This is a genomic window from Microbulbifer elongatus (assembly GCF_021165935.1).
In the GTDB taxonomy this organism is placed as follows: Bacteria; Pseudomonadota; Gammaproteobacteria; order Pseudomonadales; family Cellvibrionaceae; genus Microbulbifer; species Microbulbifer elongatus.
Genome location: NZ_CP088953.1, coordinates 2,020,496 through 2,044,834, shown reverse-complemented (window position 1 = coordinate 2,044,834; position 24,339 = coordinate 2,020,496). Strand labels below are relative to the sequence as shown.

The following is a 24,339-nucleotide window of genomic DNA, read 5'->3' as shown; positions in this document are numbered from 1 at the left end:
CTTGCGTCATTGCTTGACGATCTAATCCATGAGTGGATTGCCGGGGGTACCAGTGAGGAGAGAGGCGTTCGGGCGCAAAGACATTTAACAAGCGCGCGAAAAAGTAGCGAATTCAGATCTTGTTCCCTACGCGGGGGTTACCCCGATCAGGTTCAACGGATCTCGCAACAGCGATCTCAGCCCAAAGGCACTCCGACAAGTTGGGGCCGAGTATAGTGGTAATTTGACCGGAAGGACAAGTCTTAGAGAATTTGAGGTGTGGTTCTGCGCCCTGAATTAGGTTTGTCGCGGCAGGGAGGTCCGTTGTACTTCGTAGCACTCCTAGTGGCGCCCGGCCACTGGGTAGTAGCTTTCAGGACCGCTGTAAATACGTCTCTGTACGCTGCGTCGGCGACGTCCATGTCGCCGACGCTCCTGAAAGCTACTACCCAGCGCCCGACCTTCGATTCAGACTTCTGACTTCGATTTCACCATCTGGCTTCGTAGTGGTTAGATCACCAATGTTTTCTGGTAGCTCATTTCTCGGATGGCGTAACTCACACCTTCCCGGCCCACACCGCTTTCTTTTACACCACCGAAGGGGAAGTGCTCCGCGCGGAAACCCGGGCCGTCGTTGACGGCGAGCAGGCCTACGTCCAGTTGGTTGTAGAGGCGTTTGGCAAGGGCGAGGTTTTGGGTGAATACGCCGGCCTGCAGGCCAAATGGGGAGCTGTTGATCAGCGAGATCAGTTCCGCTTCATCGTCGAATTTCCGCAGCGGCACTACCGGGCCGAAGGTTTCGTCCGCAACCAGTTCTGCGTCGTCGGGGACGCTGTCGAGGATGGTTGGCCAGAGGATATTGCCTTCGCGTTTGTGGCCATACAGTACCCGAGCGCCTGCTTTTACTGCGGATTCGATGCGCGCCTCCACTTCGTCGGCAGCGGCGGTGTGAATCAGTGGGCCAATGAAGGTGTCGTCCTGCATTGGATCGCCGACGTTGAGATTGGAGGTGGCGATAATGAGTTTGTTGCTGAAGGAGTCAAATACGTCGCTGTGCACGAACAGCCGTTTGGCGGCGGTGCAGCGCTGACCGGCGGTGGCGAAGCGTTGATTGATGGTGGCGTTGACCGCGGCGTCGAGGTCGGCGTCGGGCATGACGATCAATGGGTCGTTGCCGCCGAGTTCGAACAGCATTTTTTTATAGCCGGCGTTCCTGGCGATGGCGTTGGCCGCTGCGGTGCCGCCGGTGAAGTTGATGGCCTGGATTTCCCGGTGGGAAACAGCGTAACTGGTGGCTTCGATATCCGGGATCAGCATCTGCAGCACGGATTTCTCCATGCCCGCCTGGTAGCAGAGTTCGACCAGCAATTCTGCAGAGCGTTTGTTCTGCGGGCCCGGCTTGAACAGAATGGTGTTGCCGGCGGCGAAGGCCGGGCCGATTTTATGCACGGCAATGTTGACGGGGAAATTGAACGGGGTGATACACAGTACGGTGCCGAGGGGCTTCCACAGAACCACACCGATTTTCTCGCGCATGGGCGGGAAGGCATCGGAGTCGAGCGCTTCGCCGTTAATATTGTGGGCTTCCATGGCGCTGGACAGGGCGGTGTTGTAGGCGCGGTCAATTTCAATACGGCTGTCGCTGATGGTTTTCCCGGTTTCTTCGCAAATGAGGCGCGCCAGATCTTCCTTGCGCTCCAGTATCAGCTGGGCGAGCTTCATCAGAATGCCGGAGCGTTCGAATGCTGGGGTGGTCTGCTGGATTTCGCGGCCGGCAACCAGGGTCTGGATAGACTGCTCCACCTGCTCTTTACTGTGGAAATCGTAGGCTTCGATCTGTTCGCCGTTATACGGGTTGATAATCTGATAGTCGGCCATGGTGTGTACCTACTTTTACTGTGTCTATACCGCAGGGGCAACTAATTGATAAACAATGCGCGCACCGGCAATCAATAGTGCCGCACGCATAAGATTGAAAAAGACGTGGCTGTTGATCCGGTTTAACAGAGCAATACCGATACGGGTGCCGACCACCGCGGCGATGGTCAGCAGCAGAATCAGCCCCAGGTGTTCGGAAAAGGCGAAGCCAAGATAAATAAATGCCGGCACTTTCAGCGCGTGGCACCAGGCCTGCATGACGGATTTGTTCGCCACGATTTCTTTCGGCGTCATATCCTTGCGCACAAAGAACGCGGCCAGTAGCGGGTCTACGGCGCCGGCCACAATACCCAGGGTGCCGGTGGCAATGCCTACCCAGAAAAAATTGCGCGGCTTGAGGCGGATTTCCGGGAGCTTTTTTGGTTTGAACCCCGTGTAGAAAATCAAAACCGCCAGCAGCACCAGTGGCAGTTGTTGCCAATCGAGATTGGCCAGCCCCAGCGTCATGGCGGCGGAACCCAGGGTGCAACCGACAAAGAACGGAATGCACTGGTCCCAGCGGATATGCTCGCGCACATAAACCACACGTGCGAGGTTATTCATCAGCTGGACCGCGCCGTGAATCGGTACCAGGGCACGCAGTGGGATCACCACGTTGAGCGCGGCGAACATCAGGATACCGCCGGCGCCGCCAGTGACCGCGGAGATAAACGCACTGGCCACACACACCAGCAGCAACAGCGCCAGTGTCACCCCAGAGACCTGACTGGAAACCAGACTGAATACTTCCCCCAGCTCCCCCAACGCAGACCTCGACAATGATGGTTATTCGGATTATCAGAAGTCGCCAGTCTACGCGGCGGGACAGGGTCAAACCCAGTAGTCGCAGGCCCGAAGCTGGTCATTTAAGGACAGGAAAGGATGCGAGCATAAAAAAACCGGCATAAATGCCGGTCTTTTTATATCCACAAACAGCGACTGGTTTCAGCTCACCACGTTGCCGTAACTCATCAGGCGCTGGTAGCGTTTTTCCAGCAGCTCATCCAGAGGCACAGCGGTAAGCTTGTCCAGCTGCTCTGACAGACGATCCCGCAGGCGCGCCGCCATCAGATCCGGGTCCCGGTGCGCACCGCCCAGCGGCTCTGGCAGCGTCTCATCCACGATGCCTAGCTCTTCGAGCACACTGGAAGTCACCCCCATGGCCTCCGCCGCCAGCGGCGCCTTCTCCACAGTCTTCCAGATAATGTTCGCGCAGCCTTCCGGCGAAATCACAAAGTAGGTGGAGTACTGCAGCATATTCAGCTGGTCACCCACACCGATCGCCAGCGCACCACCGGAAGAGCCCTCACCAATCACCGTACAGATGATCGGCGTGCGCAGGCGAGACATCACCGCGAGATTCTTCGCAATCGCCTCGGAGATACCGCGCTCCTCACTGTCGATACCCGGATAGGCCCCCGGAGTGTCGATCAGGGTCAGCACCGGCATCTTGAAGCGTTCCGCCATCTCCATGACGCGCTGTGCCTTACGGTAACCCTCGGGCTTCGGCATACCAAAGTTGCGCTTCACCTTCTCGTTGACACTGCGGCCCTTCTCCTCACCGATCACCGCCACCGGACGGCCTTCCAGGCGGCCGATACCCGCGATGATCGCCTTGTCGTCGCCGAAGTGACGGTCGCCGTGCAGCTCATCCCAATCGGTGAAAATACGCTCGATATAGTCCTTGGCGTAAGGACGCTGCGGGTGGCGGGCCACCTGCACGATCTGCCAGGGAGAAAGGTCGGAATACAGCGACTCGGTGAGCTTCTCGCTCTTTTCCCGCAGACGGGTGATCTCTTCCGCAATGTTCAGATCGTTGTCGTCCCCGACGTGCTGAAGCTCCTTGATCTTGCTTTCCAGTTCCGCAATCGGCTGTTCAAACTCGAGAAAACTGAAGTTCATTTAATTCGCGCCTTGATAATTCTGTGGGCCTGCCAAATGTTGGAAAATGCGACCAAACTACCCCGAACGGTCGCAAACAGGCCTCGTCTACTGAAAATGGCGGCTAGCTTACCGGGATAGGACCACTCAGTCGAGTGCATGCGTTCACTTGACGAAATTTCGACAGTACCGGATAGCCTGAATACTCGCCCCGGCACCTCACCGCCACCAAATCTTTCGAACAGCCAACCACTAAAAATTACTGCCGTTGATTGTAGTTGAGCTGTACCCGCTCCCGGCCGATCACCTCCCGCAGGGACTGGATCAGCTGGTCATTTGGCTCCACTTTCCACTCATCCGCTAGGCGGAATGTGCCGCGAGCGTCGCTACGCTCCACTTCCACCAGCACCGGACAGGAGCCGCCCACATAGGGACGCAGGCAGGCACTCAAACGCTGCCCCATCTTCGGCAACGCCTGGGCACTGTCGATCTTCAGGGTCACCCCGATCACACTGCCCCTGCGCAGGTCATCCAGCGTGGACACACTGTTCACGCTCATCTTCAGACCGCCACTGTAATCGTCGTGAGAGATAGAGCCCTCCAGCACCAACAGCGCGTCCTTGACCAGCTTTTCCCGGTGCTCGCCAAATGCCTCGCTGAACACCGCCGCCTCGATCCGCGCACTGCGGTCATCCAGGGTCACAATCGCCATGGAATCGCCGCGCTTGGTCTTCATCACCCGCATGCCCACACACAGGCCGGCCACCTTCTGGTTTTCCCGACCCGGCTTCAGATCCGCGATGCGCGCCTTCACCAGATGTTTCAGCTCATCCTCATACTCATCGATGGGGTGCCCGGTGAGATACAGGCCAAGGGTGTTCTTCTCCCCTTCAAGGCGCTCGCGAATACTCCACGGACGGGCGCTGCGGAAATCCTCGTACACATCCCCGTCGGATGCGGAGCGTACTACCTCGCCAAACAGATCCATCATACCGGCGCTGTCGTTCTTGCTCTGCTGCTCGGCGGACTTCACCGCCTCATCCAGCGCGTTAAACAGCACCGCGCGGGAATAATCCAGACCGTCCGCGCTGTGAGTATCCGGGCCGATGCTGTCCAGGGCACCGGAGCGCACCAGTGCCTCCAGCGCGCGCTTGTTCACCTTGCGTGGGTCGATACGGGAACAGAAATCGAACAGATCGGTAAAGGGTCCATTCTGTTCACGCTCAGCAATAATATTGTCGATGGGGCCTTCACCCAGCCCCTTGATCGCACCGAGACCGTAGATAATGCGGTTATCCACATCCACTGAGAATTGATAGGTACCCAGGTTTACATCCGGCGGCACCAGGTCCAGCTTCATGGCCCGGCACTCTTCGATAAAGGTCACCACCTTATCGGTCTTGTCCATATCCGAAGACATGGTCGCGGCCATAAACTGCGCCGGGTAGTGCGCCTTCAGCCAGGCGGTCTGGTAAGACACCAGGGCGTAGGCGGCGGAGTGGGATTTGTTAAAACCGTAGCCGGCGAATTTTTCCACCAGGTCGAAGATCTTGATCGCCAGATCCGGGTCTACCCCCTGCTCTTTCGCTCCCTGCTCAAAGGTGGCACGCTGCTTGGCCATCTCTTCGGGCTTTTTCTTACCCATGGCCCGGCGCAGCATGTCCGCGCCGCCGAGGGTATAGCCTGCGAGCTCCTGGGCGATCTGCATCACCTGTTCCTGGTAAACAATTACCCCGTAAGTGGGCTCCAGGATCGGCTTGAGTTTCTCGTGCTGGTACTTCGCATCCGGGTAGGCCACCTGCGCGCGGCCGTGTTTCCGGTTGATGAAGTCGTCCACCATGCCCGACTGCAGCGGGCCCGGGCGGAACAGGGCCACCAGGGCGATCATATCCTCAAGGTTGTCCGGCTGCAGGCGCTTGATCAGGTCCTTCATACCCCGGGATTCCAGCTGGAATACCGCGGTAGTCTCAGCGCGCTTGATCATGGCGTAGGTTTCGGGGTCGTCCAGGGGCAGCGCCTCGATCACCAGTGGCTCTTTGCCCTCCCGTGCGCGCTGCTCGTCCACCATCGCCTTGGCCCAGTCGATGATGGTCAGGGTCCGCAGCCCCAAGAAGTCGAACTTCACCAGGCCCGCGTCTTCCACGTCGTTCTTGTCGAACTGGGTCACCAGACCCGCACCGGTCTCGTCACAGTAGAGCGGGGCAAAATCGGTGAGCTTGGTGGGAGCGATCACCACACCACCGGCGTGCTTACCCACGTTCCGCGCCACACCTTCCAGCTGCAGCGCCATCTCCCAGATTTCCTGGCCTTCCTCGTCGTTTTCGAGGAACTCCCGCAGCACTTCTTCCTGCTCGAACGCCTTGGCGAGAGTCATCCCCGGATCCGCCGGAATCATTTTCGAGAGCTTGTCCGCAAGCCCGTACGACTTGCCCTGCACCCGCGCCACATCCCGCACCACCGCCTTCGCGGCCATGGTACCGAAGGTGATGATCTGGCTCACCGCGTCGCGGCCGTAATGATCCGCCACGTAGCTGATGACCTGATCCCGCTTCTCCATACAGAAGTCGACGTCGAAGTCGGGCATGGAAACCCGTTCCGGGTTCAGGAATCGCTCGAACAGCAGGTCGTATTGCAGCGGATCCAGGTCGGTAATTTTCTGTGAGTAGGCAATCAACGAACCCGCACCGGAACCCCGCCCCGGGCCCACCGGAATATCGTGATCCTTGGCCCACTGGATAAAGTCCATCACGATCAGGAAGTAACCGGGGAACCCCATCTGGATAACGATATCCAGCTCGAAGCGCAGGCGGTCTTCGTAAACTTTCTTACGCGCTTCGTAATCCGGCGCATTCTTGTCGAGGATAAATTCCAGGCGCTCGTAGAGACCGTCGAAGGAAATCTTTTCGAAGAACTCGTTCTCCGTCATCCCCTCCGGAATCGGGAACTGTGGCAGGAAGTATTTACCCAGCTGGATCGGCGCGGAACAACGGCGTGCAATTTCCACCGTGTTCTCCAGAGCTTCCGGAATATCCTTGAACAGCGCCTGCATCTCTTCCGGTGTGCGCAGATACTGCTCGGATGAATAGCGACGCTCCCGGCGGGGATCATCCAGCGCACGACCCTCACGGATACACACCCGCACCTCATGGGCTTCAAATTCGCTGTCTTCCAGGAACCGCACATCATTGGTCGCCACCACCGGCAGATTCAGCTTGCCCGCCAGCGCAACCGCCGCGTGCAAATACTCTTCATCCCCTGAGCGTCCGGTACGTTGCAGTTCAAGGTAGTAACGCCCCGGGAAAATTCGCTCCCACTCCTGCGCCAGGGACTCCGCCTGCGCGTTCCGCCCGGCAATCAACGCCCGGCCCACATCGCCATACTTGGCCCCGGAAAGCATCAACACACCTTCCGATGCCTCCTCGATCCACTCCCGCTCCACGAATGCATGCCCGTGGTACTGCCCTTCCATCCAGGCGCGGGAAATCAGCTCGGTAATATTGCGGTAGCCCGTGGTGTTCATGGCATACAGCGTCAACAGCGTAGGCTGCTCTTCCCCACCCTCCTTCAACCAGAAATCGGCCCCGGTAATCGGCTTCACCCCGGCGCCCATACAGCCTTTATAAAACTTCACCTGGCCGTAGAAATTCGTCTGATCCGTAATCGCCACCGCCGGCATCTCCAGCTCGGCAACACGGGCAACCAATGGCTTGATACGCACCAGGCCGTCGATCAGGGAATATTCGGTGTGGATTCTTAAATGTACGAAGGGTTGGGTCATATTCTGTTCTATTTAATTTTAGCCCGGAGGTTTTATGGAGCTCTGTTCCGGGAACGCACCGAGGGGCGGTAAGCCCTTCCGGGACACGAGCTAGGCGCCCCCCGGGAGTACATCCATGTAGCTCTGCGCCGACATCCCTGTCGGCGAAGGTCCCGGAAGGGCTTACCGCCCCTCGGTGCTTAGTGCAATTCTGGTAATTTTTTACTTCGTAAGCCCAAGCAGTTCGAGACAGCCTGATTCCCAATAATTTCTGACGGAGTACTGTAGCCGAAGCGAAGGCGGAGCAGCGGGTACGAGTTTTCAGGAGCGTCGCAAACAGGGCCGCAGGCGCCGCGTTGAAGCGGCCGGACACTTTGCGCCGCAGCGCCCAGGGATGGGTTCACAGCAGTCCTGAAAACTCGTACCTGCTGATCCGCCGCCAGAGAGCCGAAAAAAACGGACCACAAACGGTCAGTCCGACCACCATACCCGCTTCATTTCCACCGCCCGCTCATGGCACAAACTCAATACCTGCTTTTTCTGAGCGTTAGACATCCGCCCCCACTGACTGATCTCAGTCCCGGAACGAAAACACCCTTCACAGATATCATCGCGATTCAATGCACAAACGGAAACACAGGGCGACTTCACCGGAAACGCAAACGCAGCCTCCGGCTCTTTGTCCTTCACCTTGCTCCAATCACTCTCGGCCATCAATCAGACCTCGACCAACTCTTCCGCAAACCGCCGACCGTTGGCCACATAAATCTCACTACTCGCCTTCAGCAACTCAAACGTCGACTCATCCAGCGTCTTCACCACCTTACCCGGGCTCCCCAGCACCAGCGAAAAATCCGGAACCTCCGCATTCTCCGTCACCAGCGCATTCGCCCCGATAATGCAACAGCGACCAATCTTGGCCCCGTTTAACACCACCGCATTCATCCCCACCAGCGAATACTCACCAATCTGGCAGCCGTGCAACGTCACCTTGTGCCCCACCGTCACCCCAGTGCCCACCGTCAATGGCACACCCGGGTCCGTATGCAACACAGAACCGTCCTGGATATTCGCCCGCTCACCAATCGTAATCCGGTCATTGTCCCCGCGGATCACCGCGTTGAACCACACCGAACTGTGGGGCAGCATCCGCACATCGCCAATCACCCGAGCACCGGGCGCAATGTAATGGCCCTCGCCTTCAAGGGTCGGCTGCTTATCGCCCAACCTGTACAGCATTTAACCTCCCAGGAATGGTGTGAGTAAAAGCGGAAAAGGGGTGAAATTCAGCCCGGCATTATCCCGCCCAAGGCCCCCGATTGCCACCCTAGAACCACCCTGACCAGCCGGACAGGTCAGCCAATCAACGCCCCCTCCAATGCCAGCAGGCGCGCCTTCATCTCCAGCCCGCCCGCATAGCCCGTCAGCGTGCCATCTGCGCCAATCACCCGGTGACAGGGCACCACGATCGACAGCGGATTGGCTCCGTTGGCCCGCGCCACCGCGCGCACGGCTTTGGGATTGCCGATCGCCGCCGCCAGTTCCCGGTAGCTGCGGGTCTCGCCATAGGGGATGGCGCAGAGCGCCCGCCACACGGACTGCTGAAACGGAGTACCGCCGGCGTCCAGTGGCAGATCGAACGCCTGAATCTCACCACCAAAATAAGCGGCCAGCTGCTCGGCGGCCCTGTCCGTCAATGCACTCGCCCCCCGCTGCCAACCATCCCGCACCGGCAGCGGTCGCTTGCCCGCCTGCAGGTCAATACCCACCAGCCCGGATTCACTGGCAGCGATACCGAGTTCACCAAAGGTACTGGGGTAGATTTCGTAGCAGATCACTTGCAAGACCTCTTATTCGGGTTGGGTTTAGGTTTGGGTTTCGTTTGAGGTTTGGCCTTGAGGGACTGCCACAGCAACAGTGCGGCGTAGGCCCGCCAGGGACGCCAGGCTTCGGCGCGGGCCAGGGCCTGTTTCCGCGTAGCCTTGCGCTCCTCGCCGCCCTCGGCTTTACCCAGGGCGATCAGGATTCCCAGGTCCGATGCGGGAAAGGCGTCCGGCATGGAGAGGCCGCGCATGGCGGTGTAATGGGCGGTCCAGTCGCCGATGCCGGGGAGTGCGGTCATCTGCTCGCAGAATGTCTCGAGATCCGGCACAGTGAAATCGATTTCGCCATTCAATGTGGCCGCAACAAACGTCTGCAGGGTGTTAGCCCGTGCGCGGGTGACACCGATATCGGAGAAGTCCGCGTCGCGCAGCTGCTCCGCAGTAGGGAACAACAACAGCGGCTCTCCCTCGGGCCCGCTGAATGGCTCGCCGTAGCGGCTCGCCACCCGCCCGGCAATGGTGGTGGCCGCGGCCACCGAAATCTGCTGGCCGAGGATCGCACGCAGCGTGTACTCAAACGGATCCCAGGCACCTGGCAGGCGTACCCCGGGCGCCGTCTTCAATACCTCTTTGAGTAACGGGTCCGCCTCCAGATGACCGCGGATTTGATCACTGTCCGCATCCAGGTCAAACAGGCGGCGCAGATTCTCCCGCAGGGGATAGAGCACCGCACCACAACCGTCGCCGTACACGCTAACCCGCAAGCGCCCTTTTTCCGGCTCGTGCGCCACCCGCAACAGGCCGCGCTGGCCAAGCAGCTCGAAACTGCGCTGGTACTCCCCCCGCTCCGGGTCATCGGCGATATTCACCTGCTCCACACCGGGGAGGGTACGCGCAGCAAAGAACGCAAGCAGCGCCGGCCAGTCAAACGGGGGCCGATAGCTCAGATAGAACCGGATAGATTTGACACCCCGCTCGCGGGGCTTCGCTGACGCCGATTCGCGACGAACCTCGCTCGGCGTACGTTGATAGATCTCCTTGAATACCCCATTGAAGCGTCGCAGGCTATTGAAACCCGCGGCAAAGGCGATGTCCCCCACCGGCAGACTGGTATCCCGCAACAGGCCGAAAGCAAACAACGCCCGCTCCGTCTGCCACACCTGCAGCGGACTGAGCCCTACATGCTCGGAAAAAAGTTTGCGCAGATACCGGCTGGTGATACCAAGACGTGCGGCGAGCTGCTCGACGGACAGAGATTCCCTCTCCCCGCGCATCAGTTTCAGCGCCCGCTGCACGGTGGTGGAAACCAGTCCCCAGGCCGGACTTCCGGGGGCTGCATCGGGCCGGCAGCGCAGACAGGGACGATACCCCGCCGCTGCCGCTTCTGCGGCGGTTGCGAAATACTCCACATTCTTTTCCAGCGGCGGGCGCGCCGGGCAGATGGGGCGGCAGAAAATTCCGGTGGTCTTCACCGCGGTATAGAAGCGCCCGTCAAAGCGCTTGTCGCGGGCGAGGCGCGCACTGTGGCATAGGTCTGGATCAGGTCGCACGGTCGGGTCACTGGTGGTGTATGTGCCCTCCAGTGTATGGGCCCAACCGCCCACAGACTAGTCAGATTCGGAACTGGCTGGCAGGTGCCACAAACACTCTTCCCACAATCTTCCCACAACGAAAAAGCGGGCCACCGGGGCCCGCCTTGCACGATTTACGCAAACCGTATCACTGGATACCCAGCACTTCCTTACCCTGAATGAAGGTGACATCCACCGGAATATTGGCGTCTTTCAGTCGATCCAGATCCGCCTGCAACTCGGCACCGACCACGCCCATATTATCGAGCAGGTCCTTGGACTTTTTGTAGTCGCCGTCACCCTGGATGGTCAGGATCAGGTTTGACAGTTTGGTCATCGCCGCCTGCATCTTGTCGAAGTCGACACTGTACTGCCCGGTGGCTTCATCGCGGGTAAACGCGCCTTCCTGTTTGAAGAAGTTGAAGCGCATCATATTGGCCTTGCCGTGGGCACTGGCGGCACCGAAGCGGACGCTGCGGAAAATACCGGCGAGAAAGGTGACGTAGTTGTCCATCAGTTCACCTTCTTCGATCTCCCCTTTTTCGTGCAGCTTGGTGATCATGTAAAGACCGAGGATATCCGCCTTGCCCTCTTCCAGCGCGGACGAGGTTTCCTTCAGGGCCTGACGCACATTGGCGCCATCGGTGACGGTTTTCTTGATGCCCAGGCCGTGGGCCACTTCGTGGAACATGGTGTTACCGAAGAAGGCATCGAAGGTGATGTGCTTACGCTGGTCTTCCGCGATCAACACGCCGCTGATGGGCACCAGGATCTGGTCGAACTTCGCGCGCATGGCGTTCTTCAGCTGCAGGCGGCGGGTACCTTTTTTCAGCTGGACTTCTTCGTCGTTCGGCAGGTTGATGGCGATGGTCTTGGAGCCGGCATTACTGTGGCCTGCGTAGTAGAGCACGTCGTAAGCGTTCAGATCGGAATCGGTTCCCGGGGTTTCCGCCTTGTACTTGTCGTCTACCGGCAGGCCGCGCTGCAACTCTGGCAGGAAGGCGGCGAACTTGGACAGTTTTTCGCTCCACGCCATATCTTTCAGCAGCACATAGGACTCGTACGCTGTGCGGTAGGCAAAGAGTTGATCTTCGTAATTTTCGATGGGACCGATCACCACGTCGATGCGGTTGTCTTTCATATCCATCCACGCCATATCGCTGTCACGGAACTGGTCGTCCAGCAGCGCGTCGGCGCGGAGTTTCAGATAGGCGGAAAAATCCTGATCTTCCGCCAGCTCCGCCGCTTCACGCAGCAGCGCAGAGGCTTTCTCCAGCTCGGTCTTGTAGGCCTCGCTGTATGGCACCAGCATCAGCTTGCCGTTACTGTCGCGACGTACCAGTGAGTAAAGGCCTTCTTTCCCCGGCTGCTTCCAGTTCTCAAATTCCTGTTTGGTCATGTCTTCCGGGTAGAACTCGGCACCCAGCGGTTTGTCACCGTAGCCTTCAATAAACGGCTTGTTGTCGTTGAGTCGATCCCAGGGGCCGTAATTGATGTCGGCGAACTTGCGTGCGGCGCTATCGTCGATGCCACTCAGCAGCTCCTGGGCCGGACCGTAGGACTGTAACCAGAACAGCTGATCCATGATTTTACTGGCATCGATCAGCTTGCCGATCATCTGACGCTGGTTGTCAGACAGGGCGGAGAGATCTGCATTCAACTCCACCGGCGCGTAAATGTTGAAGCGGGAAGGGTCCACGCCTTTTGCAATACCACCAGCCTGGGGACCGGTGTCCGGTTGAGCCATTTTCTGCCCGGCGTCGGCTCCCTGTTGTGCAGTACTCTCTACGGGTACTGCGGATTCCGAAGTAGCGGTGGATTTTTCGTCAGAAGAACAGCCGGCAACCATGGCCAGCGCCAGAGCCGATGCGGCAAAAAATGCAGATTTCATTCAGGTTCCTGCCTGTTGTTTTATTGGATAGCGCGAGCCACATTAATTGTGGCCACGAAAGATGTCCAGGCGCGCCATTTCACCGGGCGGGCGCCGGATATTTGACTGCAATTATGGGCAAGGATAGAAAAATACGTGGCACCTTTCCGGCAGAGAAAAACATATGGCGCCAAAGTATGCTTTCGGGTGCCACAGGAGAGGCATCAGGTAACCTGCGGCGTCGCGTCCTCCCCGATCTGTGCCGCCCTTTCCTGCTGCTGCATCCGCCACAGTGTGGCATAGTGCCCCTCTGCCGCGATCAGATCCCGATGGCTCCCCTGCTCCACCACCTGCCCCTGATCCATTACCAGAATCAGATCCGCATCCACCACGGTAGACAGGCGGTGCGCAATCACCAGAGTGGTCTGCTCCCTGGCGATCTCCTGCAGGGCGTGCAGAATGCCCTGCTCCGAATGACTGTCGAGACTGGAGGTCGCCTCGTCAAATACCATAATCGGGGGATGCTTGAGAATGGCGCGGGCAATGGCAACACGCTGTTTTTCGCCCCCCGAGAGTTTCAGGCCGCGCTCACCGACGGTGGTGTGCACGCCTTCGGGAAGCTGTGCGATAAAACTGTCCAATTGTGCGTGGCGAATGGCTTCCCGGACTTCGTCGTCCGTGGCATCCACACGGCCATAGCGCACATTTTCCAGAATGGACTGATTGAACAACACCGTATCCTGCGGCACGACGCCGATGGCGCTGCGAAGAGACTCCTGACAGACCTCGCGCACATCCTGTCCATCCACCAGAATACTGCCCCGGTCGACGTCATAGAACCGGAAAAGCAGCTTGAACAGGGTGGACTTACCGGCGCCACTCGCTCCCACAATCGCTACCTTCTGCTTGGGCGCCACACGAAAGCTGACCCCCTTCAGAATCTCCCGCTGCGGGGTGTAACCAAAATGGACATCGCGAAATTCGATGGCGCCCCGCTGGATATCCAGTTCACTGGCCCTGGGCGCATTCTCGATGGCCGGCTTCACTTCGAGAATGGAAAACATTTTCTCGATATTTGCCAGTGCACCTTTCATTTCGCGATACACAAAACCAAGAAAATTGAGTGGAATGAAAATCTGCATCATCACCGCATTGATCAGCACAAAGTCACCGATGGTCATGTCGCCGCGGGTGACATTGACAGCGGCCATGACCATGGCGCCACACATGGCCGCGGCGATAATCAAAGCCTGCCCCGCATTCAGTCCAAGCAGGGACAGTCGGTTCTTGCGTCGCGCTTTCTCCCAGGTGGCCAGCTCGCGATCGTAATGGCGGGCTTCGTGCTGTTCGTTGCCGAAATATTTTACCGTCTCGTAGTTCAGCAGGCTGTCCACTGCGCGGCTACTGCTGCGGGATTCCGCCTGGTTCAATTCCCGAACAAATCCCGTGCGCCACTCCGTTGCAACCACCGAGAAGCCGATGTACGCGGCGACAGCACCGAGTACCAGCAGCGCAAAACTGACGCTGTAATTCCACCACAGCAACCCCACCACCATCAGGATTTCCACCAGTGTGGGCACGATGTTGAACACCATAAACCGCATCAGAAACCCAATGCCGGAATTGCCCCGCTCGATATCCCGAGATAGGCCACCGGTACGGCGATTCAGGTGGTAATCCAGATCCAGCCGGTGCAGGTGCTGAAATACTTCCAGCCCGACCCGGCGCTGGGCGCGCTCGGTCACGCGCCCGAAAATCGTGTCCCGCAGCTCGCCGAAAAGCACCGAGGAAAACCGGACAAAGCCATAGGCCAGCAGCAGCCCCAGTGGCAACGCCATGGCCGACGCGACACCGCCGGCACCGTCCAGGTCATCGACAATATGCTTGAGCAGGAAAGGCAGCCCGACACTGGCGGCCTTGGCACCCACCAGGCACAGCAGCGCCAGAATAACCGGACGCTTGAACTCCAGCAGATAGGGGAACAGGGTTTTGAGCGCACTCCAGTGGACATCTTGCAGAGCGACGGCGGACTTGGGTCTGGGCATGGTCTGTCTCGGTAACTCAGAGGCGCAGTATACCTGACCGTGGCCCGCACTTTCTGTAGGTGCCTTGAAGGCTCCTACAAGTAGCGCATTAGCTCAGGGCCCGGACTGGCACGTCGTCCCGGCGACCAATGGGGACATCCAGTACCCGAACCAGAAATTCCGTCAGCACCCCGGCGGTGAACCCCCAGATCTCGTAACCCTCGTATTCATAGGCGGGCAGGTAGATGCGGGTCTGGTCGATGGTGATACGGTCGGTACGGATACGTGGATCATCGAAAAACCAGGCCAGCGGCACCCGGAAAATGGCGTCCAGCTCACCGGGGTTGGGCGTCAGCGGCGCATCGGCGGGTACAATACCGAGCCAGGGCGTCACTTCCACCTGCCAGCGTGTAGTCCGGGTCCACAGGGGGCCAAGCATACGCACCTGATCCGCGGGCAGGCCGATCTCTTCATGGGTTTCGCGGAGTGCGGTGTATTCAAGAGAGGGGTCAGTATCATCCCAGCGCCCACCGGGCAGGGAGACTTCCCCGGAATGACTCGATAGTTGCTGCGAGCGCAGCGTCAGAATGACCTGCGGGTCGGGCTCGTCCGTCAGCGCCAGCAGAACCGCCGCGTGGCCGTGTAAATCCGGCCCCTGGGGAACCCGTGCCTGCAGCTCATCCCTGACTGCAGAAAATTTCTTTTCTATGGTTTTCAACATGGCTGTTTGAGTGCTGCCTCCAGCTCACGGTATCTTTTTCACTATACACCGAATCCCACCCCCGTTCAGAGAATCAGCCAGCATCCGGCTTGTGCACCGGTTTGCTTTCGCCCTGCCCTTTATCCATGGGTTGGTGGCCGCCTTTCACTTTCTCGCGCAGGGATTGCACCAGCGCGTAATAGATGGGCACCAGGAAAGTAGAGAAAATACTTGCAGCAAGCATGCCACCAAATACCGCAAGGCCGAGGGACACGCGGCTGGCGGCGCCGGCACCGGTAGCGATCACCAGAGGAAAAATACCCAGCACAAACGCCAGTGCCGTCATCAGCACCGCGCGAAAGCGCAGACGCGTGGCCTGCAGCGCCGATTCTTCCACGGATAGTCCGGTGTCCCGCTGCAACACTGCAAATTCCACCATCAGAATCGCGGTCTTGGCCGCCATCGCAATCAGCAGTACCAGCCCGATCTGTGTGTAAAGGTCGCTGTCGCGCCCCATCACAAAACTGGCCAGCAGGCCACCGCCGATAGCAATCGGAATCGCGAGCAGCACCGCGATGGGAATGCTCCAGCTCTCGTACTGCGCCACCAGAAACAGGTATGCGAATACGATCGCCAGTGCAAACAGAATGGGCGCCAGGTTGCCCGCGCTGATTTCTTCCAGGCTCGACCCGGTCCACTCGTAACCATAACCTTCGGGCAAGTGATTCCCCAGCAATTCCATGGCCTGCATGGCCTCACCACTGGAGTACCCCGCCGCAGCGGCGCCGTTGATGGTAATACTGTTGTACAGGTTGTACCGCTGTACCGTTTGCGGCGCGACGATGGGTTTCACCTCGGCAACCGAACTGACCGGTACCAGGCCACCACTGTTAGCGCGCACAAAAAAGCCACTCAGATCTTCTTCGCTGTCGCGGTACTCCGCATCCGCCTGGGCGAGCACCTGAAACACTTTACCGAAACGATTGAAATCATTGACGTAGTAACTGCCCAGATAAGTCTGCAGGGTGAGATAGACATCGGAAAGCTGCAGACCGAGAATATGCGCCTTGTCCTTGTCCAGGTGCAGTTCCAGTTGCGGCGATGCAGCCTGATAGGTGGTAAACGCCTGGGCAATTTCCGGGCGCTGATTTGCCGCACCGAGCAAAGCGTAGAGCACCCCCGCCAGCTCCTGAATGTCTCGCCCCTGCAGGTCTTCCAGCACAAACTCAAAACCACCGATGGTACCCAGCCCCGGCAACGCGGGCACCGGGAAGGCGCGTACCTGCGCTTCCGGTACCGCCGCACCCAGCTTCTGAACCTTGTCCAGAATCGCGAACTGATTGAGTGCCGGTGCGGCCCGCTCCTCCCAGGGGTGCAGAATCACAATCATAAAGGCGGTGTTGGATGCGAGACTGTTGGACAGCAGACTGTAGCCCGGCACTGCCATCACATGGGCGACCCCGTCGAGCTTGTTGATCTCCGCACTCAGTTTTTCCACTACCGGCGCGGTACGCTTCAGGGAGGCACCATCGGGAAGCTGCACGTTCATCATGAAGTATCCCTGATCCTCATTGGGAATAAATCCCGTGGGCACCACCCGGAATAAAACGAAACACAGCACGCCGACACCAACAATCGTGGCAATCCCAAGCAGCGGCACGCGCACGAAAAAGCGCACGATACGCATATAAAACTGGGTCGCACGCTGTAAAAAGCGGTTGAAAAATCCGAATACGCCCGTCAGTTTCTCACCGTGCTCGCCCTCTCCTGTCGGTGCCCGTAGCAGAACAGCGCTAAGCGAGGGGCTCAGAGTAAGGGCATTTACAGAGGAAATAAAAACCGCGATCGAAATAGTAAAGGCAAACTGCTGATACATTTTCCCGGTCAGCCCCGGCATCAGCATCACCGGCACAAACACGGAAAAGAGCACAGCGGTAGTGGCAATGACCGGGCCGGTAACCTCGCGCATGGATTCCATGGCCGCTTCTTTGGGCTCCAGTCCCTCTCCCAGCAGGCGCTGGGTGTTTTCCACCACGATAATGGCATCATCCACCACAATGCCAATGGCGAGAATCAACGCAAACAGAGTGACCGTATTGATGGTCATTCCCAGCGCCAGCATCACCGCAAAGGTACCGATCAGTGACACCGGAATGGCGATGGCGGGAATCAGTGTGGCGCGCCAGTCCTGCAGGAACACGAACACCACCAGGATCACCAGCAACAGTGCAATGACCAGTGTTTCCACCACTTCCTCAATGGAGGCTTTTACAAACCCGGTGGTGTCGTAGATGATCTCCGATTCCAGGCCTTCCGGGAAATGTCGCGCCAATTGATCCACTTTTTCGCGGATTTTATTCGCCACATCCAAGGCGTTGGCGTCAGGTAACTGATAGATCGCCATTACCGCGGAAGGCTGTCCATCCAGTTCCCCGTAGGCGCTATAACTCTGGCTACCCAGTTCCACGCGGGAAATATCCCGCATCCGCACAATACCGCCATCCGGTCTGGAACGAATGCTGATATTCTCGAACTCCTCGACGCTCTCCAGACGTCCCTGGGCGAGAATGCTGTATTGAAACTGCTGATCCTGCTTGATGGGTGGCGCGCCGATTTTGCCCGCGGCCACCTGCAGGTTTTGCGCGCGGATTGCCGCGATCACATCATTCGCGGTGACATCCAGGGCGGCCATTTTGTCCGGATTCAACCACAGGCGCATGGCGTAATTCTGCGCCCCAAGAATCTGTACGTCACTGACCCCATCGATCCGAGACAGCTCATCTTTGACAAAGATGTCGCCATAGTTGGCGAGAAACAGTGTGTCGAACTTGTCGTCCTTTGACAGCAGATTGACCACCAGCAATATGGTGTTGGACTTTTTCTCCACAGTGACCCCGCTGCGGGTCACCTCATCCGGCAGGCTCGGTGTCGCCTGCTGTACCCGGTTCTGCACATTGACCTGGGCAATGTCGCCGTCATAACCGCTTTCAAAGGTCACGGTCAGGGTATAGGTGCCGTCATTGCTGCTGGTGGACGACATGTATTTCATGCCCTCCACCCCGTTCACCTGTGCCTCGATGGGCTCGGCAACACTGTCGCGCATCACCTCCGCGCTGGCGCAGGGATAGGAGGCGGTTACCACGACAGTCGGTGGGGTGATGTCGGGGAACTGGGCAATGGGGAGCAGCGGCAGCGACAGCACGCCTGCCAGGGTGATCAGGATCGAGATCACCAGCGCAAAACGCGGACGCCGGATAAACGTCGCACTGATCATTGCGTCACCCCCCTGATTCGGGGGCCAGGAAAATTACTTGCCATCAAAATAGGCATCCGGTTCCTGTTCCTGCCCCAGGGGGTCGCCGTGTTCACTGTCCGGCTCCGGTAATTTCTGCCCGCTGCCATCCCGCATTTCCGCCTCGATCTGCTGCAGATCAGAGCCGGTGCCGGACGCGCCGGACTGGCGGCGTTCCCGGGGAGAAACCTCGCCTTCACGGAACTCGGTCACTGGGCTGGTCTGGGTGGGAGGGCGCTCGGTCTTGATGCCTTTATAGGGATCCAATGCCACATTCTGCGGTGCTACCGGCTGCTCATTGCTGATCCGCTGCAGACCATTGACCGCAATCCGCTCCCCCGGTTTGAGGCCGTCTTCCACCGCCCACAGCGCGTTTTCCCGCTGTCCGAGTTTGAGAAAACGTTTCTCGGCAATATTCTTGTCGTCGATCACGTATACGAAATGCCCCTGCATATCCTCGAGCACAGCCGCCTGGGGCACCAGCGGTTTGACCGCTTCGGCGCCGGCAAACACGCTGATCACGACGCGGGCGAACTGCCCCTGTACCAGCAGGCGCTCGGGGTTGGGGAAGCGCGCCCGCACCAGCGCGGAACCGGTCGCCTGGTCGATCTGGTTATCCACAAACACCACCAGACCCGGGTACGGGTAAAGCTTTCCGTCCGGCTGCTTGATACGCACTTCCCGTTTTACCGGCGCCAAGCCCTGCTGACGCCGCCGCTCCGTTTCCTCCTGTACCGCAAACAGACGGTTCTCCGGCACCTCGAAGGTGACGTAGATCGGATCCATGCGCACGATAGAGGTCAGCGGTTCAGTGCTGGGCCCGACGAGGGAGCCCTCGGTATACTCCGTGCGGCCGATAAGACCGGTCAGCGGAGCGCGGATTTCGGTATAGGAAAGATTGAGCTGGGCGGATTCCACATCCGCCTGGATCGCGGCCACCTTGGATTCCGCTTCTTCGAAATTGCCGGTGAGCTCATCCATCTGCATCTTGCTGATGGCGCCGGTTTTAATCAGCTCTCTGCCGCGCCGGTAATTGCGCTGTGCCACCTGCAGGGCCGAGCGCGCCTGTGCCAGGTTGGCGCGCTGGTTATCCAGCGCCGCAATAAACGGCTTGGGATCAATCTGATACAGCAGCTCGCCTTTCTGTACCAGCTGCCCCTCCACGAAATTGCGCGTCTCGATATACCCCTCTACCCGGGGGCGCACCTTGTATTCATCCGTCGCTTCCACCCGCCCGACATACTCGTAACGGGGGACCACCTGATGCGCGCGCACCGCCAGTACTTCAACCGGGGGCGGTTTGGGCTTGGCCTGTTCTTCTTGCTTGCCACAGGCCGACACAAGAATGGCAATCACAAAAACGAGAAAACGCGCCATGGAAAATCAGCCATCGCTACCGCACAAAAATCCTACTTACCACTATAGAAGGAAGATGGCGGACAGACTGGCGCTCCCTGCGACCGAGGGTATACTTGCGCCATGAAATTTTGCAGCCATTGCGGCCACACCGTTGTATTCGAGATCCCCGCCGGGGACGACCGCCCCCGGCACCTGTGCCACGATTGCGGGGCCATCCACTACGTAAACCCCCGGGTCATCGTCGGCACCCTGCCCTATCTGGGGGATCAGGTATTGCTATGCAAACGCGCCATTGAACCCCGCTACGGACTCTGGACCCTGCCTGCGGGGTTTATGGAAAATGGCGAGAGTAGCGAGCAGGGTGCACTGCGTGAATCCTGGGAGGAGGCCCGCGCCAACCTGCGTGTGGACGAGCTGTTTTCCGTTTACGACATTCCCCATATCAACCAGGTGTACCTGATTTACCGTGGCGAACTCACCGACACCAACTTCGGTGCCGGGCCGGAATCACTGGAGGTGGCACTGTTTGACGAGGGGGATATCCCCTGGGAAGAGATGGCATTTCCGGTGATGACGCAGACGCTGAAACACTATTTCAGCGATCGGGAAAAAGGGGCCTTTGGGCTGCACCGGGGGGTGATTGAGCGCAAGCTGTGAGCTTGCGCTCCGGAACTGGATCCCGGCCTTCGCCGGGATGACGGGATGACGGGATGACGGGATGACGGGATGACGGGATGACAGAAATGCTAGCCGCAGCGGTCGTCCAGCTTCCACAGATCGAACGCCGGCTCCTCGTAGGGATGAGCGCCGCGCATTGCCGCCAGTACTTTATCCACCACGTCGTCCGCGCAGACGGTTTCCACCCGATATTCGGATACCTTTTCCACCTCGCCCTGTTGCCCGATAAATGGCTGGCTGCCATCCAGCGGGCGAAACTGGCCGGTGCCGAGCACCTGCCAGCAGCAGCTGTCGTAGTCACCGATACGCCCGGCGCCGGCGGCGAAGATCGCCTGCTTCACCGGCTCCAGGTGTGATTCGGGAATGTAAAAGCACAGTTTGTACATATCGCCTTCTTATCATCCAGCGATCAGAACATCAGCGTCATCAGCTTGCGCTGATAAGTGGTGGCCACCGGGTCACCGGCACCCAGCGCCTTGACGATATCCAGGTAGACCTGTTTGGCAGCGCCATCGGCAAAGCCCAGATCCTTGCGCAACAGGTTCAACAGGATTTCCAGCGCCTCTTCGTGGCGGTCTGCCTGGCTGAGCTGCACCGCCAGCTTGTAGGCCGCCTCACTGTCTTCCGGGTTTTCCGCCAGCGCCTGTTGCAGGGCCTTGATCTCGGGGGAATCCGCCGCTTCCAGCTTCAGCTCCAATTGGGCCATCAGCTGCTGATAGTCCGAATCCTGATCCGCCATCAGGATTTTGCCCAGCACCTCTTCCGCATCCTTGGTGCGGTTTTTCTCCAGCAGCACCGCAGCGTATTGCTTGGCAATATCCGCGCGCTCCCCGGAATCCCCGTAGGCCTGGCGCAGTAACGGCAGCGCTTCGTCGAGCTCGCCTTCTCCCACCAGCTTCTGCGCCTGCTGGAACTGCAGCTCCCAGGCCTTCGGCAGGTACTTGTCCAGCATTTCGCGGATTTCTTTTTCCGGCTGGGCACCGGCAAAGCCGTCCACCGGCTGGCCATCTTTCAGCACCATCACTGTGGGCAGGCTGCGCACCCCGAGTTGACCCGCGAGCGCCTGTTCGGTATCCGCGTTGAGCTTGGCCAGCAGGAATTGACCGGCGTACTCCTTGGCCAGCTTTTCCAGCACCGGCATCAGCTGCTTGCAGGGCTCGCACCACTCGGCCCATACATCCACCACCACCGGCCGCTTCATGGACTCTTCGATCAGAACCTGTTGTGCGTTCTGGGTGGTTACATCGACGATATACTCTTCCACGACTACTCCTAGTGTTCTACTGGCAGGCCGCCCGATTCGGTTCACATCCGGGTGCGGCCATCAATTGGGCGCATGATACCTGATTCGGCGGACTTTGCGCCTCCCCACCCCATCGGTAAAGCGCGCACGGAAAGCAGACCACCGGTTAAGGACTATACCGATCGACCCGTTGTACTTCCCCCGTATACGCCAACTGCATGGCTCTGTTCAGCGGTTGCACCAGCAGGTCCGATTCACCCAGCCGAATATCCGGATGCAGGTAAGGCTCAAATGGCTGGGTATCCTCACCACCCTGTAGCCAACGGGTGACGAACGCCGAGTCCAGCGGCGCAATCATGGGAAAACTTTTTTCGTGAAACCGTGCCGTATCCGGGTGCGCCGCCAGAGTAATGATCGAGCAACTCAACACGTCTCCCCAGGTCTTGTACAGGCCACAAAAAAAGAAGGGTCGATCGAAACGAAACTCCACCGGATTCTTGCCGTGCTGGCTTTCCACCCAGGCAGTGGCGGGAATCAGGCAGCGGGATTTGCGGTACTCCGGGCGCTGGCCGAGTTTTTTCCAATTACTGTTGATGGACCAGTATTTTTTGTGGGGCTTCCAGCCATCGGTGGATTTTTCCAGATACAGGTGCCAGATGGCATTCTCCACTTCCGGTTCACCGCATCGCGCAGTAACGATACTAACCTTGGTGGTGGGGCGCCGGCGGCGCCCGAAGATCATATTCTGGGGATGGTGGACCCCGTACTCCTCGAGAAAGCGCTCGACACCCGCATCGTCATCGACGTCGAATACGCTGCACATCGTCGCTCTCCGAAATTACCAGTTCAAAGACGAAGGCAGGCGTGGAGAGGACAGCAGGCGCGCGATTTTTTCCCAGCGCTCATCCTGTGAACCTGTCCCATTCTCTACATACTCTTTTACCAGCTGCTTGCCCCAGTTGTAGTTGATGACGTAGGCACCGTAAGTGTCCACAAATTTTACCCGCTGGGCGGCTTTTTCCGGGCTCATGGCGGTGTACTTCTGGAAGCGCTCAATCGCTTCGTCGCGATCGATTTCCCCATCGATATATTCACGGGCGACAATATTTTCCGCAAACTTCAGCTTTGCCAGCAGATCCAGCACCTGCTGGTATTTTTCCGCACCTGCGGGATCCAGGCCGGCCAGAGGATAGAGTGTTTCTTTTTCAAAGCGGGTTTTCTCGTCACCGGGGAAGGCGAGTTCAATGCCGTAGTTGGCACTGCCTTCGGCAATCAGTGACTGGGGACTGAACAGCGGGTAGACGCTGTATTCAGCCCACCCCTGATCGTTGACCAGCTTCTCTTCCAGCAAGGCGTTGTAGGTATGGTGGCCGGGGTAGCCCTCGTGACAACCAAGGTCCACGGCACGGTCGATATGAATGGGCAGACCGCTATTGATCTGAATCAGACTGTGGGCATCCCCCTGATACCAGTTGTAGCCACTCCAGGGTTTGTCCTTGACGTATTCCAGCCGGAAGCTCTCCTTCGGCGGTAACTGGATGTAGGCCTCGGTGCGCTTTTTACATTCATCGATGGCGGCTTTGAATACCGATTCCAGTTTGTCTTCGGGAATCCGGTATTGCTCGCGGAATGCCTGCACCCGCAGGTGCAATGGTTCTTCACCCGGAAGCGCTTGGTTCAGTGCCGCGAGTACCGGCTCGAAGTCCGTGTACTGCTGCACCGGTGGCTCTGTGTCGTACAGTGCGTTGGCTTCTTTCTGGAAATTGCGGAAGCTGGCATCGGCAATATGGTGGGCGTGGGCAGCGACGGCGTTCAGCTGGGTTTTCAAATAATGCCGGCGCAAGGTCTGCAGATCGCCGGCCGGCTCACTGTCGTCCGGCAACTGGGCCAGCAGGCGCTCGGCGCGGTTGGCCAGCTCCGCTGGTGAAGCGCGGTCCTCGCCGGCTTCCGCCCTCCATGCGGCCGGCCCATAGTAGGCGTCCACATAACTCTTGTCGTGATTTCCGAGCGTCAGCACCAACCGCACGTACTGCTCTGCCAGTGCATCCAGCGCGTCATCCGCTTCCGGCGTCTGTTCTGTTGCGGCCTCGGTGGGCGCCCCGCCCCGTTGCGCGGAGGGGGACTGCTGAGCGGGTTTGTCTTCATCAGACTGGCGTTCGCAGGCAACCAGTGTGGCAAGCGCAAGCCCCAACGTCAGAATACCGATTATTTTTTTCACCACTCTCCCTCGTATCATTACCTGTGA

At 58.7% G+C, this 24,339-nt stretch carries 18 protein-coding genes and 1 riboswitch; of the genes, 1 reads left to right on the top strand and 17 read right to left on the bottom strand.

Features of this window, described 5'->3' with window-relative positions; genetic code table 11:
- Positions 1-106: 106 nt before the first annotated feature.
- Positions 107-205: riboswitch (TPP riboswitch) on the bottom strand.
- A 284-nt stretch (positions 206-489) separates the two neighbouring features.
- From safD to LRR79_RS08375, 13 genes are all read right to left on the bottom strand, one after another.
- Positions 490-1,857, bottom strand: a complete 1,368-nt coding sequence (safD, locus tag LRR79_RS08435) for a sulfoacetaldehyde dehydrogenase SafD (protein WP_231759911.1) — start codon at positions 1,855-1,857, stop codon at positions 490-492.
- A 24-nt stretch (positions 1,858-1,881) separates the two neighbouring features.
- Positions 1,882-2,676 carry a sulfite exporter TauE/SafE family protein gene (locus LRR79_RS08430; protein WP_231759910.1) on the bottom strand — a complete coding sequence of 265 codons (795 nt, stop codon included), beginning with the start codon at positions 2,674-2,676 and terminating at the stop codon, positions 1,882-1,884.
- A 165-nt stretch (positions 2,677-2,841) separates the two neighbouring features.
- The gene (locus LRR79_RS08425; protein ID WP_222250417.1) at positions 2,842-3,798 is read right to left on the bottom strand and encodes an acetyl-CoA carboxylase carboxyltransferase subunit alpha; all 957 of its coding nucleotides are present in this window, start codon (positions 3,796-3,798) and stop codon (positions 2,842-2,844) included.
- Positions 3,799-4,036: 238 nt separating this feature from the next.
- On the bottom strand, positions 4,037-7,555 hold the full coding sequence (gene dnaE / locus LRR79_RS08420; RefSeq protein ID WP_231759909.1) for a DNA polymerase III subunit alpha: 3,519 nt from the start codon (positions 7,553-7,555) through the stop codon (positions 4,037-4,039).
- Positions 7,556-8,005: 450 nt separating this feature from the next.
- Positions 8,006-8,248 (bottom strand): DUF1289 domain-containing protein, encoded by a 243-nt coding sequence (locus tag LRR79_RS08415; RefSeq protein WP_231759908.1) that lies wholly within the window; start codon positions 8,246-8,248, stop codon positions 8,006-8,008.
- A 3-nt stretch (positions 8,249-8,251) separates the two neighbouring features.
- Positions 8,252-8,773 (bottom strand): gamma carbonic anhydrase family protein, encoded by a 522-nt coding sequence (locus LRR79_RS08410; RefSeq protein ID WP_231759907.1) that lies wholly within the window; start codon positions 8,771-8,773, stop codon positions 8,252-8,254.
- A gap of 116 nt (positions 8,774-8,889) precedes the next feature.
- Positions 8,890-9,372, bottom strand: a complete 483-nt coding sequence (locus tag LRR79_RS08405; protein ID WP_269455111.1) for a methylated-DNA--[protein]-cysteine S-methyltransferase — start codon at positions 9,370-9,372, stop codon at positions 8,890-8,892.
- Complete coding sequence (locus LRR79_RS08400) at positions 9,369-10,907, bottom strand: DNA-3-methyladenine glycosylase 2 (protein WP_231759906.1); 1,539 nt, start codon at positions 10,905-10,907, stop codon at positions 9,369-9,371. Before LRR79_RS08400 ends, LRR79_RS08405 begins: the two co-directional genes overlap by 4 nt.
- Positions 10,908-11,076: 169 nt before the next feature.
- Positions 11,077-12,819, bottom strand: a complete 1,743-nt coding sequence (locus LRR79_RS08395; protein WP_231759905.1) for a dipeptidyl-peptidase 3 family protein — start codon at positions 12,817-12,819, stop codon at positions 11,077-11,079.
- 203 nt (positions 12,820-13,022) lie between these two features.
- Positions 13,023-14,843, bottom strand: coding sequence for an ABCB family ABC transporter ATP-binding protein/permease (locus LRR79_RS08390; protein ID WP_231759904.1), 1,821 nt, complete (start codon positions 14,841-14,843; stop codon positions 13,023-13,025).
- Between the two features lie 88 nt (positions 14,844-14,931).
- Complete coding sequence (locus LRR79_RS08385) at positions 14,932-15,543, bottom strand: NUDIX hydrolase (RefSeq protein WP_231759903.1); 612 nt, start codon at positions 15,541-15,543, stop codon at positions 14,932-14,934.
- Between the two features lie 73 nt (positions 15,544-15,616).
- Positions 15,617-18,796, bottom strand: a complete 3,180-nt coding sequence (locus LRR79_RS08380) for an efflux RND transporter permease subunit (protein WP_231759902.1) — start codon at positions 18,794-18,796, stop codon at positions 15,617-15,619.
- Positions 18,797-18,829: 33 nt separating this feature from the next.
- A complete protein-coding gene (locus LRR79_RS08375; RefSeq protein WP_231759901.1) occupies positions 18,830-20,191 on the bottom strand; it encodes an efflux RND transporter periplasmic adaptor subunit in 1,362 nt (453 codons plus the stop codon).
- A gap of 102 nt (positions 20,192-20,293) precedes the next feature.
- Between LRR79_RS08375 and LRR79_RS08370 the strand changes: the two genes are divergently transcribed.
- Positions 20,294-20,830, top strand: coding sequence for an NUDIX hydrolase (locus LRR79_RS08370; protein ID WP_231759900.1), 537 nt, complete (start codon positions 20,294-20,296; stop codon positions 20,828-20,830).
- Between the two features lie 89 nt (positions 20,831-20,919).
- Here the strand turns inward: LRR79_RS08370 and LRR79_RS08365 are convergent, their stop codons facing one another.
- From LRR79_RS08365 to LRR79_RS08350, 4 genes are all read right to left on the bottom strand, one after another.
- Positions 20,920-21,237 carry a Nif3-like dinuclear metal center hexameric protein gene (locus tag LRR79_RS08365; protein WP_231759899.1) on the bottom strand — a complete coding sequence of 106 codons (318 nt, stop codon included), beginning with the start codon at positions 21,235-21,237 and terminating at the stop codon, positions 20,920-20,922.
- Positions 21,238-21,260: 23 nt separating this feature from the next.
- Entirely contained in the window at positions 21,261-22,115 is an 855-nt protein-coding gene (trxA, locus tag LRR79_RS08360) for a thioredoxin (protein ID WP_231759898.1), read from the bottom strand.
- Positions 22,116-22,260: 145 nt separating this feature from the next.
- Positions 22,261-22,917 (bottom strand): SOS response-associated peptidase family protein, encoded by a 657-nt coding sequence (locus LRR79_RS08355; protein ID WP_231759897.1) that lies wholly within the window; start codon positions 22,915-22,917, stop codon positions 22,261-22,263.
- A 15-nt stretch (positions 22,918-22,932) separates the two neighbouring features.
- Complete coding sequence (locus LRR79_RS08350) at positions 22,933-24,312, bottom strand: hypothetical protein (protein WP_231759896.1); 1,380 nt, start codon at positions 24,310-24,312, stop codon at positions 22,933-22,935.
- Positions 24,313-24,339 lie beyond the last annotated feature (27 nt).